The 13,438-nt window shown below is 47.3% G+C and carries 13 protein-coding genes; 9 read left to right on the forward strand and 4 right to left on the reverse strand.

The features are described 5' to 3' along the window. Positions 1 to 16 precede the first annotated feature (16 nt). A complete protein-coding gene (locus RT52_RS09110; RefSeq protein ID WP_034816841.1) occupies positions 17 to 754 on the reverse strand; it encodes a YwqG family protein in 738 nt (245 codons plus the stop codon). 151 nt (positions 755 to 905) lie between these two features. Here RT52_RS09110 and RT52_RS09115 point away from each other — a divergent pair, with 151 nt between their 5' ends. The 7 genes from RT52_RS09115 (at position 906) to RT52_RS09145 (ending at position 7,495) form a co-directional block, all read left to right on the forward strand. Beyond that, positions 906 to 1,262: a CidA/LrgA family protein gene (locus tag RT52_RS09115; RefSeq protein WP_034816842.1), complete on the forward strand. Its 357-nt coding sequence runs from the start codon at positions 906 to 908 to the stop codon at positions 1,260 to 1,262. Beyond that, positions 1,259 to 1,933: an LrgB family protein gene (locus RT52_RS09120; protein WP_034816843.1), complete on the forward strand. Its 675-nt coding sequence runs from the start codon at positions 1,259 to 1,261 to the stop codon at positions 1,931 to 1,933. Before RT52_RS09115 ends, RT52_RS09120 begins: the two co-directional genes overlap by 4 nt. Before the next feature lie 97 nt (positions 1,934 to 2,030). Beyond that, positions 2,031 to 3,269, forward strand: coding sequence for a peptidase T (gene pepT / locus RT52_RS09125; RefSeq protein WP_034816844.1), 1,239 nt, complete (start codon positions 2,031 to 2,033; stop codon positions 3,267 to 3,269). A gap of 56 nt (positions 3,270 to 3,325) precedes the next feature. Then, entirely contained in the window at positions 3,326 to 3,772 is a 447-nt protein-coding gene (locus RT52_RS09130; protein ID WP_034816845.1) for an SACOL1771 family peroxiredoxin, read from the forward strand. 112 nt (positions 3,773 to 3,884) lie between these two features. Beyond that, on the forward strand, positions 3,885 to 4,760 hold the full coding sequence (locus RT52_RS09135; protein ID WP_245175512.1) for a DNA-methyltransferase: 876 nt from the start codon (positions 3,885 to 3,887) through the stop codon (positions 4,758 to 4,760). After that, positions 4,744 to 5,598, forward strand: a complete 855-nt coding sequence (locus RT52_RS09140; protein ID WP_034816846.1) for a hypothetical protein — start codon at positions 4,744 to 4,746, stop codon at positions 5,596 to 5,598. The genes RT52_RS09135 and RT52_RS09140 overlap by 17 nt, the downstream gene beginning before the upstream one ends. Further along, entirely contained in the window at positions 5,549 to 7,495 is a 1,947-nt protein-coding gene (locus RT52_RS09145; protein ID WP_081852685.1) for an Eco57I restriction-modification methylase domain-containing protein, read from the forward strand. Before RT52_RS09140 ends, RT52_RS09145 begins: the two co-directional genes overlap by 50 nt. Positions 7,496 to 7,678: 183 nt before the next feature. Here the strand turns inward: RT52_RS09145 and RT52_RS09150 are convergent, their stop codons facing one another. After that, positions 7,679 to 8,290, reverse strand: coding sequence for a stage II sporulation protein M (locus RT52_RS09150; RefSeq protein WP_034816848.1), 612 nt, complete (start codon positions 8,288 to 8,290; stop codon positions 7,679 to 7,681). A 132-nt stretch (positions 8,291 to 8,422) separates the two neighbouring features. Here RT52_RS09150 and RT52_RS09155 point away from each other — a divergent pair, with 132 nt between their 5' ends. Then, a complete protein-coding gene (locus RT52_RS09155; RefSeq protein ID WP_034816849.1) occupies positions 8,423 to 10,048 on the forward strand; it encodes an ABC-F family ATP-binding cassette domain-containing protein in 1,626 nt (541 codons plus the stop codon). Between the two features lie 33 nt (positions 10,049 to 10,081). On the opposite strand, the gene RT52_RS09160 is transcribed toward RT52_RS09155, so the two are convergent. Further along, a complete protein-coding gene (locus tag RT52_RS09160) occupies positions 10,082 to 10,828 on the reverse strand; it encodes a FixH family protein (RefSeq protein WP_034808066.1) in 747 nt (248 codons plus the stop codon). Between the two features lie 275 nt (positions 10,829 to 11,103). Here RT52_RS09160 and RT52_RS16020 point away from each other — a divergent pair, with 275 nt between their 5' ends. Further along, positions 11,104 to 12,120, forward strand: coding sequence for a polysaccharide deacetylase family protein (locus tag RT52_RS16020; RefSeq protein ID WP_051690323.1), 1,017 nt, complete (start codon positions 11,104 to 11,106; stop codon positions 12,118 to 12,120). A 43-nt stretch (positions 12,121 to 12,163) separates the two neighbouring features. Here RT52_RS16020 and aceA read toward each other — a convergent pair whose 3' ends face one another. Further along, positions 12,164 to 13,438, reverse strand: coding sequence for an isocitrate lyase (gene aceA, locus RT52_RS09170; protein ID WP_034808062.1), 1,275 nt, complete (start codon positions 13,436 to 13,438; stop codon positions 12,164 to 12,166).

The raw sequence follows: 13,438 nt of genomic DNA on the forward strand, positions 1-13,438 counted from the left end.
GACTCTCTTTTGGCGTTCAGTAGCATTGCATGATAATTTCCGCTTCTTCGAAATGTTTGGCTCGGAGCGCTTCGGTCGGGATGAGGAAGTAAAGGATGCCGGCATCACCGAACATGATGTCGAGCTCTTCTGTCGAGTCCATTTGAAAGAGTAGGAACGGATTGGAGAAGCGTTCGCCGTGCGTGTCCTCAATCTCTTCGAACACGTCGTTTTGGACCGCATCCGGATGTCCGCCGATCGCATGCACTTCGCCTTCATCGAACAGTTCTTCCATCGCGACGAAATCGTCCTCCGTCATGAGTTCGAGCAACGAATCGACAATCGGGGCATAGCTCTCCTCGAACACGACGGCACGTTCGTTGAGCGCCTCACCGATTCGAACACGCTCGAGCGTCGTCTCACTCGTGTAGACAACGCGCCACAAATGTCGTTCGTCCGCATCGCCCCATGGCTGTTCGTCCAAATCGTAAAAGAAAGACAACAACCCTTCTTTCGGGAGCGGCTCGACCGATTCGCATCCAGCGAAATCGCTCAACCGGAACTGGGCCAAGAACGTCAAATTCTCCCCTGGATGATGTGCCGGACTCGGCAAATCCGGATAGCCCCCAAACTTAGAGTGTCCGATTGCGACTTCTTCCCGTGACGTCCGTGGGACAAGCTTCAAATGGATGCGTTGCTTGAACGCTTCCAAAATTTCGTTTCCATGTTCAAGCTCGCGTGATTCAATCAACCGCTTTACCGATTGTAGTTCCATCTTGCCACCTCATTCGTTTAAGATGAATGTAGTGTACCATACCGAACGTATGTACCCCTCATCTTTTTTTGACTAGCCTTTATCTTGACCAAGGCGTGAAAACTTGAGAAAATGCATACGTTTTGAATGGAATCGCGAAAGGATGTCAGTTATGCAACTTCTTATCAAATGGATGATCGGCCTTTCGCTCTTGTTCGGGCTGAGCTGGCTCGGCAATTGGATCGTCGCGACACTCGCGTGGAACGTACCCGGAAACGTCATCGGGATGGTGCTCCTTCTCGTCCTCCTGCTGACGAAGGTGATTCGCGTCGAATGGATTGAGGACAGTGCCGGCTTTTTGACGAAGCACCTCGCCTTCTTCTTCATCCCAATCGCGGTCGGTCTCATGTCGTATGGCGGACTCTTGAAAGCCGAAGGTGTCCCTCTCTTTCTTGCATTGTTAACGAGCCTCGCGGTCGGTTTGACCGTCACCGCCTTGATTGCCGGGAGACGAGGTGATGCGTCATGACACTCGTCTGGATTGCTATCACCATCGGCGTCTATGTGATCAGCCGAAAGCTGTCATTCAAATGGGCCTCACCGTTCACGAACGTCGTCTTCTTAAGCACCACAATTTTGATTGTGACGCTTCTTTTATCCGGTCAATCGTATGACGTGTATGAACCGGCGAAAGACGTCATCACCATCCTGCTCGGCCCGGCGACCGTCGCGCTCGGCCTGCCGCTCTATCGCAACTTGCCGACACTGCTCGCTCGGGCAAGACGTGCACTCGGTGCCATCGTCATCGGGACGCTCTCGACCATCGTCGTCGCCGTCTTACTCGGAAGCGTACTGAAACTGACCGATCACGTATTGATCGCCTTGTCGGTCAAATCAGTCACGTCCCCAATCGCCCTCGAATTGGCACGGCAACTACAAGGTGACGCAGCGCTCGCCGCTTCGGTCGCGGTCGCATGCGGCATTCTCGGCGCGATGCTCGGTCCGTTTGTTTTGAACACGTTCGGTGTGACCGACCCGTTCACGCGCGGCCTCGCGCTCGGGACGATCAGTCACGGTATCGGGACGGCCCAAGCCGCAACAGAGCATCCACTCTCCGGTGCGACAGGTGGGGCTGCGATGGGCTTAGCGGCGATCTTCACGTCGTTTTTGCTTCCATATTTGCTTCCATTCCTCATTTAACAATGCGAGGACCGTTTTCAAACAATTTTGATACTTCCTCAATCGCCTCCCGTGCTACACTTAAACGGATGAGAAACGATTTGGGGAGGTATTTTTTATGCAATCAAAATTAATCGAACGACTGATGACATACGCCAAAATTGACACGCAATCGGACTTCACGAGTGAAACGACACCGTCGACCGCCAAGCAATGGGATTTGATTCGTCATCTCGAAGCCGAGTTAAAGACGCTCGGACTTGAAGATGTGGCGACGGACGAGTACGGTTACTTGTTCGCGACGCTTCCGAGTAACGTTGACTTTGCCGTGCCGACGATCGGCCTACTCGCCCACGTCGACACGGCGACGGACTTCACCGGGACGAACGTCAAGCCGCAGCTCGTCGAGCATTACGCAGGGGGCGATATCGTCTTGAACGAATCGCTCGGTGTCGTCTTGTCACCGAAAGACTTCCCCGAGCTTGACGGGTACGTCGGACATACGCTCATGACGACCGACGGAACGACCCTCCTAGGTGCCGATGACAAAGCGGGCATCGCTGAGATCGTCACCGCGGTCGAGTATTTACTCGCCCACCCGGAGATTCCTCACGGACCGGTCCGCATCGCCTTCACACCGGACGAAGAAATCGGACGTGGCCCGCACAAATTCGATGTCGAGCGCTTCAACGCCGACTTCGCCTATACGATGGACGGCGGTCCGCTCGGGGAGCTTCAATATGAAAGTTTCAACGCTGCCGGTGCGGCCGTCACGTTCCACGGCACGAACGTTCACCCAGGAAGCGCCAAGAACAAGATGGTCAACTCGATGAAGCTGGCGATGGCGTTCCATAACCGCCTCCCGGCCGATGAGGCACCGGAGCATACGAGCGAGTACGAAGGGTTCTTCCACTTGAACGGGTTCTCAGGGGATGTCGAGACGACGACGCTCCAATACATCATCCGTGACCACGACAAGGCGAAGTTCGAGGCGCGCAAGGCGTTACTTGAAAAGCTCGTCGCCGAGTGGAAACAGAAGTACGGCGCAGCGCGCGTCGACTTGAAGATGGACGATCAATATTACAACATGGCCGAGAAAATCGTCCCGGTCAAACAGATCGTCGACACGGTCGCCGACGTCATGCGCGAACTCGGGATTGAACCGAAGATTGAGCCGATTCGCGGCGGTACCGATGGCTCCCAACTGTCTTACATGGGCCTTCCGACGCCGAACATCTTCACAGGCGGTGAGAACTATCATGGGAAGTTCGAGTACATTTCCGTCAACAACATGGAAAAAGCGACACACGTCATCATCGAAACGCTCCGCACATTCGCCGAGCGGGCTCGAGCATAATTTATGCGCCTCCACTGATTCTCTTCTACACTAGAGACATTGGAGGCGATTTTTTTATGAAGCATACCTTTCACATGAACCTCGACTGGACCGGTGGACGCAACGACGTCGGGACGATTGAGGCGGAACGACTGAAGACACAGATTTCGATTCCCCCGGAAATGGACGGCCCCGGCATCGGGACGAACCCGGACGAGATGCTGCTCGGAGCGGCGGCGACGTGTTACATCATCACGCTCGCGGCGATGCTCGGCCGAAGTGAGTTGACGCATCAAGGCATCACGATTGACGCTGAAGGCATCGTCGATGTGACGAACGGCGTGTTCACGTATGAGACGATTCGATACGCGACGCGCATCCTGATGCCCCAGACGGCGACCGACCGCGACATCTCGCTCGTGGAACGCATCGCGAAAAAGGCGAAGGACGGGTGCATGATTTCTCGTGCTTTGGCCGGAAATGTCACGTTCGAGCTTTCGACGACGGTCACGCGCCTCGACTGACGATGATTCATTTTGAAAGAAAACATATGTTTCATTTCAGTGTATAATGAAAAAAAGTAGTAAAGTTATTTAGAGTTTGTTACTGGTAAGTTTTTTTAAAGGAGAAATTTTCTTGAATACAATTAATGAGGTTTACGAAAACGACTTAATAAATGGTGTTTTTGAAGCAGACTGTTTAGAAAAAATGAAAGAGATTCCTGCTAAGTCCGTGGATATGATACTTTGTGATTTACCATATGGAACTACCCAAAATAAATGGGATTCTGTAATTCCATTAGATTTGCTTTGGGAAGAATACAATAGAATCATTAAAGATAATGGAGCGATCGTATTGACTTCTAATGGTATTTTTACCGCAAAACTCATTTTAAGTAACTCCAAAAACTTTAAATACAAATGGGTTTGGGAGAAATCCAAAGCAACTAATTTTTTGAACTCCAAAAAGCAACCTTTAAGAAAACACGAAGATATCTGTGTTTTTTATAAAAAACAACCAACATATAATCCCCAAATGACAGCAGGAGAAGCATATAGCAAAGGTGTGCGGAAAAATCAACTCACTGGTAGTTATGGAGACTTTCAACCTGTTCTTGTTCAAAGTGAGGGTGAACGCTATCCGACAGATATCATTTACGTTAAGACAGCTGAATCTGAAGGAAAAGTTTACCATCCTACTCAAAAACCTGTAGAATTAGGGAGATACTTAATTCGGACATATACAAACGAGGGTGACGTAGTTTTAGATAACACTTGTGGAAGCGGCTCTTTTTTAGTTGCAGCCATTCTTGAGGGAAGAAACTTTATTGGCATCGAAAAGAATGCAGATTCAGAGCTGTTTAAGAAAGATGCGATTGATTATGTCGAATTAAGTAAGCGTAGAGTTAAAGAAGCTTGGCTTTCACTAAGTAACGAAAAAAGAAAATTTATTTACCTTAAAAACGTCATCCAAGAAACAGAAGGAGTTGTTATCCTTGGCAAAGATAGTTAAAAACGAACGCAGTTGGGCAATTGATTTGATTTCTATGCTCAATATATTTCTTCAAAATAAGACTCTTAATATCAAAAAAGTTGGTGGAGAAGCTACAATCAATACTGGAAAAAAAACTATGTTTCCTGATCTTCTAATGTATGGAGATGAAAGCCAAACTCAAATACTTCAGGGATGTGAGATAAAGTTACCTGATACTCTAATTACAGATGAAGAATTCATAAAAGATGCTCAAAGAAAATCTGATACGTTAGGACTAAATAGCTGCTTGTTGTGGAATTTCACTTCGGCAGCTTTTTATGTAAAAGATGAATCTGGAATATACAATATTGAAAAACAATGGAATGATACTTCTTTTATCAAAACCAGAGAAGACGTAGAACAGTACAAAAAGGATTGGCAATCTTTAATAGAATCCATAATTTTAGAGATAAATAATTATTTTTTAAGTGGCGAATTAAAGGCGTCAAGGCTAGGAGAAGTCATTTCAGATTCTGTAATGGATACTATCATTTCAAGGAACAAAGTTTTAGTAGCCAATTATTTGGAGACAGAAAGTGTTAAGAATCGAACTTTGGCTAGTCATTTGAGCATTTGGTGGAATGAGGTTAAAAGCGAATATTTATCGGACGAGCCCAATCAATTTACGGCTTTTTCTAAACATATTCTTTTAAACTGGATAAATAAGTTCAGTTTTGCTCATGCCATAAAAAAATATCATTCCCCCGCTTTTCAAGTAGAAAGCATAAATTATTCTACCAATCCTCAAACAGGTAGTTTAATTTTTGATGAAATCAGCAGCAAATGTGATTTTTACAATATTTTTAAAAAAAATTGATTATGGTAACTATCTACCACGTGACACTTGGCATGACTTAGTAGAGTACAATTTATTTTTAAGTGAAAACGGCGTAGCTAATTTTGATCAAAGATCTCTTCAACAAGTATTAGAACAAAGCGTAAGAAATGCCAAAAGAGAAATAATTGGACAATTTACAACACCTCCCGTACTTGCAGATTTTTTAGCTAGAATTACAGTTGAAGATTTAACCTGGAACACTTTAGACCCTTGTTGTGGAACAGGAACTATCCCTAAAGCAATATTAGATTTAAAAAAAACAGGAATAGCTATTGAAAATGCTCACGTTTCTACGTGGGCCTCGGATAAATTTTCGTTCCCTCTTCAGATAACAAATTTAAATTTAACTGATATTGAATCTATAAATATTCCAAGTAGAATTTTCCAGTCAAATGTTTTTGATTTAGAACTCGGTCGCGATATTTCTATTGTTGATCCGAAGAACGGTAATATACTAAATTTAAGTCTACCTCAGTATGATGCGATTCTTTCAAATCTTCCTTTCGTTGCATTTGAGGTAATTAGTGATGATGAAAAAGTTCATTTATTAAATACGATTCGTAAATTGGAAGAAAAATGGGATATGTCTTTAGGTGCTAGAAGTGACCTCTATACATATATTGTTATTAAGTTATGGAGTTTGTTGAAAGAAGGCGGCACACTAGGGATAATTACTTCAAATGCTTGGCTAGGAACTGAGTCAGGTAAACAATTCTATCAAGTAATGCGTAAACTTTATAAAATAGAGAAGGTTATCATTAGTGGAGAGAAACGCTGGTTCTTAAACGCAAATGTTGTAACAACTATAATTATTTTAAAGAAAAAAGAAAACCTCAAAGAAATTTCAGAGTACGCAACTACCTTTATAAAATTAAATGTTCCTATCCATAGATTAGAAAATTTAGAAACGATGAGTCATGTAACAGATTCTATACTTACGAGTGCGGCGATTGATGAACGCTTTGCAAAAACAATTAATTATAATCAAGAGACAATAGATAACATATTAAATTGTAAAGTTTCGATGAATACACTTTTCCATGACGTAAATTGGCTATTAGACTTAAAAAATAAAATGATAAAAATAACTGATTTATTTAAAATCAATAGAGGCGAGAGAAGAGGCTGGGACAAACTATTCTATCCAAATGAAGCGCATTCAATAGAGCCACTATACATTAAAAAAGTTTTAAAAAGTTCTAAAACATTGACGTATCTTAAAGCTGACCCAGATGCTGACGCGTTTTGCTGCTCACCCTCTTTGGAGGAACTTCAAAACAATAATCATCAGGGAGCAATGAATTGGATTAAAAAATTCGAAAATGAGGTCAATGGAAAAGGTAAACCTCTTCCGGAAGTATTGAGAAAACCAAATCTACAATGGTATGAGATGAGTGATAATGCTACGGCAGACTTAATTACTTCTCTGAATCCTGATAAAAGATTATTTTATGCAAAATTTGCAGAATCAACTTTTATTAATCAGAGATTAATTGGTTTAAAAGCCAGAAGTGAGCACGTTGATATTGATATAGCTCATATTTTACTAAACTCCATTGTAGGTATGTTTTATCTGGAAGCGACTGGGTTTGGGAGAGGCCTGGGTGCTTTAGATATCAGTAAAAACAATTTAGAGCAAACGTTTATGTTGAATCCAAACTTATTATCTGATTTTCAGAAGCAAGAGATTAAAACTGCTTTTGAACCAATCTTAGAACGAGAAATTTTGACTACTTTTGAAGAGTTTGAAAATGAGGACCGTATAAATTTTGAAAAAATCGTTCTAAGAGCATATGAACTAGAAGATTATTATGAACGAATTAAAAACTCATTACTTTCGATGCAGAAAACTAGATTAACAGCGAAAGAAAAATAATGCATAAATAACGCTTACTCCGAAAAGAAATTAATCGGATAGCGTTATTTTTTGTCTCGTATTTTAAAAAATATTCAAAATGACAATCTCTGCTTTATCATAATCCTTTAAATTAAAACTGAGGAGTGATCCCCTTAAAAATTTAAAGTTTTCAGTTTCTTCGTTACACGTTGAATGCCTATTTTACTGTAACAAGAGCGGCGTCACATACGCCTCGATGACCGCCGAGATGGCGAGGAGCGGGACGACGACGACGAGAAACATCTTCAACCCGACGAAAAAGAGCGCCTTTAACGTGACGTCCGTCTCTTTCCCCTGCATCTTCTGCCAGATGTGCCGATTGAGCGACAACCCCATCGCCGCGCCGAGCAGAATCGCTGAAATCTCCGTGATACCGTGTGGCAAAATGCCGAGCGCAAGCACTCTCAAGACAGATTCACCCGCAAAGGCGACAATCATGGCGACGAGCCCGATGATGGCCGCGTTGATGACGACGAACGCATACGGGATGAAGAGCGGAATCATGCCGAGTACGAAAGCGAGCAAGGCGACGCGCGTGTTGTTCACGAAGAGCGCGACCATCGTGTCGAACGGACTCGTATCGAACGTCAGACCACGTGACTCGAACATGTCGCCGATTTGGATCAAGATTTCGTCGATTTGATCGCTCGTGACGAACGAGCGGAAGATGAAGTAAGACGCGATGCTCGTCACGATGAAAAGGACGAGCAGGCGAAAAAAGTCTTTCCGATAATGGTTGTTCCACGCTTCACGAAGCGAGATTGATGTTTTCATGGTCATTCCCCCTATAGCAAGGTATACGAATTGCGTCAACTTTTGTTTCATATTTACCCATGCCTGCGCGTTTTCAAAAAACGTGATACAATACACGTCGTAAACTAATCAGAAAAACGAGGGATCCTATACATGATTACAGTAAATAACGTAAGTCTCCAATTCGGTGGACGCAAGTTGTTCGAAGACGTGAACATCAAGTTCACACCAGGCAACTGTTACGGCTTGATCGGCGCAAACGGCGCCGGGAAGTCAACATTCTTGAAAATTCTTGCCGGCGAGCAAGAGACGACAACAGGTGACGTCAGCTTCTCACCAGGCGAACGCCTCGCCGTCCTCAAACAGGACCATTATGCGTACGAAGACCAAGCGGTACTCGAGACGGTCATCATGGGCCACGAGCGTTTGTATCAAGTCATGAAAGAGAAAGACGCCATCTATATGAAGGAAGATTTCTCTGACGAAGACGGCATGCGTGCAGCCGAACTCGAAGGCGAATTCGCCGAGATGAACGGTTGGGAAGCTGAATCAGAAGCTGCGATGGTCCTTCAAGGACTCGGCATCACGGACGCGTCCCACCACAAGCTCATGAGCGAGCTCACAGGGGGCGAGAAAGTCAAAGTCCTCCTTGCGCAAGCACTCTTTGGCAAACCTGACATTCTTCTCCTCGATGAGCCGACGAACGGTCTTGACCTCAAGGCGATCCAATGGCTCGAAGAGTTCTTGATCAACTTCGAGAACACGGTCATCGTCGTATCCCACGACCGTCACTTCTTGAACAAAGTGTGTACACACATGGCCGACCTCGATTTCGGGAAAATCCAGTTGTACGTCGGAAACTACGATTTCTGGTACGAGTCGAGCCAACTCGCTTCACGCATGGCCAACGACCAGAACAAGAAAAAAGAAGAAAAGATCAAAGAGCTTCAAAACTTCATCGCCCGTTTCAGCTCGAACGCCTCGAAGGCGCGTCAAGCGACGTCGCGTAAGAAGTTGCTCGATAAAATCACGCTCGACGATATCCGTCCGTCATCACGTCGCTACCCGTTCGTCGGGTTCTCGATGGAACGTGAAATCGGGAACGACGTGCTCTACGTCGACAACGTCTCGAAGACGGTTGACGGTGTGAAAGTACTTGACAACGTCACGTTCTCATTGAACAAGACGGACAAAGTCGCATTCGTCGGCCGTTCGGACGTCGCCATCACGACGCTCTTCAAAATCATCATGGGTGAGATGGAGCCAGACACAGGTACGGTCAAATGGGGCGTGACGACGACACAGTCGTACTTCCCGAAAGACAACTCAGAATACTTCGAAGGCTCGGATAAGAGCATCTTGGATTGGTTACGCCAATTCTCACCAGCAGACGAGTCGGACACGTTCCTTCGCGGCTTCCTCGGACGCATGCTCTTCTCAGGCGAAGAAGTCATGAAGAAAGCATCGGTCCTCTCAGGGGGCGAGAAAGTGCGCTGCATGCTCTCGAAAATGATGCTCTCGAACTCGAACGTCCTCGTCCTCGACGATCCGACGAACCACTTGGACCTCGAGTCGATCACAGCGCTCAACAACGGCCTCGAGTCGTTCAAAGGCGTGCTCCTCTTCAGCTCGCATGACCATCAGCTCATCTCGACGATTGCGACGCGCATCATCGAAGTGACGCCGAACGGGATTGTCGACAAGGAAGCGACGTACGATGAGTTCCTCGAGAACGAATCGCTGCAACAGCAAGTCGAGTCACTCTATCAGAACGCATAAGAAAAATCGATCGGCCGCGGCCGATCGATTTTTTTATTTGACCTCGATGGTCTCCATGATGTGTTCATGGATGTCATGTCCTTTCGTCACATGGACTTGGACGTTGTATGGGCCCGCCTCGGTGAACGTGTGCTCCCCTGTGTACACACCGTCCGCTTCCTCAAGTTTCACCCATTCATGCTTTTCAGCCCCGTCTTTGAATACCTCGAGTTGGACGTCAGCCCCTGTCAGCATCTCGTGATCAATCTCCACGTTCACGTTGAACGGTTGCGGTTCGTTCACCGTCGCTTGTTTCGGTTCAAGCACAATCTCAGCGCCGGCGTGGTGATGATGATCGCTCGTTTCTTCGGCTTCAGCCGCCGTTTCCGGATGACCGACCGTCACGTTCGTCGTCGGCATCGTGTGCATCGACCGCGCCGTCACATGGACTTGCACCGTATAGACCGCTTCGTCAGCGAACGTCGTCTCGACTTCGTATACCCCGTCTTCCGTCAGGGATGCCTTCATCATCTCGCTGTCTTCTTTCGCCCCGTTCTTCCATACCTCGAATTTGATTTCGTCGGCATCGTCGACCGCCTCGCCGTCTTGCGTGACACGAACCGACAAGGTGACGGTTTCCTCCTTGTCAGCTGTCGCCGGTACGTTCAATTCGGCTTCGACAGGCTCCATGGATTGAACGGTTTCAGATGCGTGATCCACCTCTTCCGTCCCACAAGCCCCGAGCATCAAAACACCAGCAAGACCAGTCGCTAAACTCAGTTTCATCATTGTCCGTTTCATCATACATCCCCCTATTTAATCGCTTACATGGTTCACACTTTGTTCATGATACCATCCTTTTTCAGGAAATGTGTGAGGATTGTGTGATATTTGCGACGTCCTCCGCTCATAAATTACACACATATTTTGAGAGATGGACGCCAAAAATTCCTTTGTCTAAATTTAGGTTTTTTGATGGAATCATCTGAAATGGGGTATATAAAATATATATACAGCTCAATATTTGGAAAGCCTTGACACCAAGATACATACACCATGAATGGAGGCGAAGGAAAATGAAGAGCAGGATCGTACGTGTACTCATGGCCTTGTTGATCATGCTGGCACCGTTAGTCACTTATCCAAAATCGGCGGATGCCGCCGCTTCGAAATTCATCACGAGCGTGAATACCACCAGTAAAGTCGTGGCGTTGACGTTTGACGACGGGGCGGATGGCGCGAACACGAACAAGATTTTGGACATACTTGCCAAGAACAACGTCAAAGCCACTTTCTTCTTGACTGGATCGGGCGCCAACCACCATCCCCAATACATTAAAAACATCGCAGCCAAAGGTCACCAACTCGGTAACCATTCCTACACCCATCCGGACTTCACAAAATTGACCGCCACCCAAATGAAGTCGGAACTCGACCGGACAGAAGCGCTCGTCAAATCCATTACCGGCAAAACGACGAAACCGATCTTCCGAGCCCCGTTCGGCGCCGTCAATAGCGCTGTCTTGAACGGAGTCGGTGCTGCCGGCTACGGTTACACGATTCAATGGAACATCGACACAATCGACTGGAAAGGGCTCACCGCCAGTCAAATCAATACGAAAGTCCAAACGAACATCAAACCTGGCTCAATCGTCTTGATGCACACAGGCGCCGGCGCACCGGGTACACCACTCGCCTTGCCGACGATGATCTCGCAATTGAAAGCGAAAGGGTACAAGTTCGTCACCGTCTCGCAATTGCTTGCTCTCCAGTCGACCTCGACCGCTAAAACGTATACCGTCAAATCGGGGGATACCCTTTATAGCATCGCCCGGGCTTACGGTGTCACCGTCTCTGCCCTCGCTGCTGCCAACAAAATCACGAACTATAACTTGATTTACGTCGGTCAAAAATTAATCATCCCAGGTACGACAACGACTCCGACAACCGTGAAATACACCGTCAAGTCGGGTGATACGCTTTATAAGATCGCAACAGCCTATAACACGACCGTCGCCAAGATTGCCGCTGCCAACAACATCACGAATGTCAATTTAATCAGTGTCGGACAAGTGCTCACGATTCCTCGTTAACTACAAAAAGATGGCGCCCGTCGCGGCGCCATCTTTTTTAATGTCATTTCACCTCAAACTGTTCGGCCTCGGTCGAGCCGGCGAGTGCCGTCGTTGACGACTCCCCGCCCGAGATGACAAGCGACACTTCGTCGAAGTAACCGGTCCCGACTTCGCGTTGGTGACGCGTCGCCGTGTAGCCATGCTGTTCAGCACTGAACTCCGCTTGTTGCAACTCGGAATAAGCCGCCATACCCCGGTCTTTATAGCCGCGGGCGAGCTCGAACATGCCGAAGTTGAGTGAGTGGAAACCGGCGAGTGTGACGAACTGGAACTTATACCCCATCGCCCCAATCTCTTGTTGGAACGTGGCGATTTCGTCATCCGACAGCTTCTTCTTCCAGTTGAACGACGGTGAGCAGTTGTAGGCGAGCAGTTTTCCCGGATACTTGGCGTGAATCGCGTCTGCGAATTGGCGCGCCTCGTCCAAATCCGGCTCCGACGTCTCGCACCAGACGAGGTCGGCGTAAGGTGCGTAGGCGAGACCACGGGCGATGGCTTGTTCGATGCCCGCTTCGGTCCGATAGAATCCTTCCGGTGTCCGGTCACCGACGATGAACGGGTGGTCGACCGGATCGATATCACTCGTGATCAAGTTCGCCGCATGTGCATCTGTCCGGGCGACGATAATTGTCGACACACCCATGACGTCGGCCGCAAGCCGTGCCGCAATCAAGTTCTTCACGGCCGTCTGTGTCGGCAGCAACACTTTTCCGCCGAGGTGTCCGCACTTCTTCTCCGAAGACAGTTGGTCTTCGAGGTGGACACCGGCCGCTCCCGCCTCAATCATCGCTTTCGTCAGTTCAAAAACGTTCAACACGCCGCCGAACCCGGCTTCCATATCGGCGACGATTGGCGCGAACCAATGTGTATCGCCTTTCCCTTCTGCCGTTTGAATTTGGTCGGCACGCTGAAGCGCCTGATTGATTCGTTTGACGACGCTCGGTACCGAGTTGGCCGGATACAGGCTTTGGTCTGGATACATATGCCCGGAAAGGTTCGCGTCGGCAGCGACTTGCCAGCCGCTTAAGTAAATCGCTTCTAATCCGGCTTTCACTTGTTGAATCGCTTGATTCCCTGTCAAAGCGCCAAGGGCATGCACGTAATCGCGCTGATGGAGCAGTTCCCATAAACGTTCCGCTCCTTTTGTCGCGAGGGTGTGTTCAATCAACACTGACCCTCGCAGCTTCATGACGTCATCGACGCTATAGGGGCGTTCGACTCCTTCAAACCGTTCTGACTGAAAAATCCCTTCAAGTTGCATCCGCTGTTCATTCAT

Origin of the sequence: Exiguobacterium alkaliphilum 12/1, assembly GCF_000714435.1 — a bacterium.
GTDB lineage: Bacteria > Bacillota > Bacilli > Exiguobacteriales > Exiguobacteriaceae > Exiguobacterium > Exiguobacterium alkaliphilum.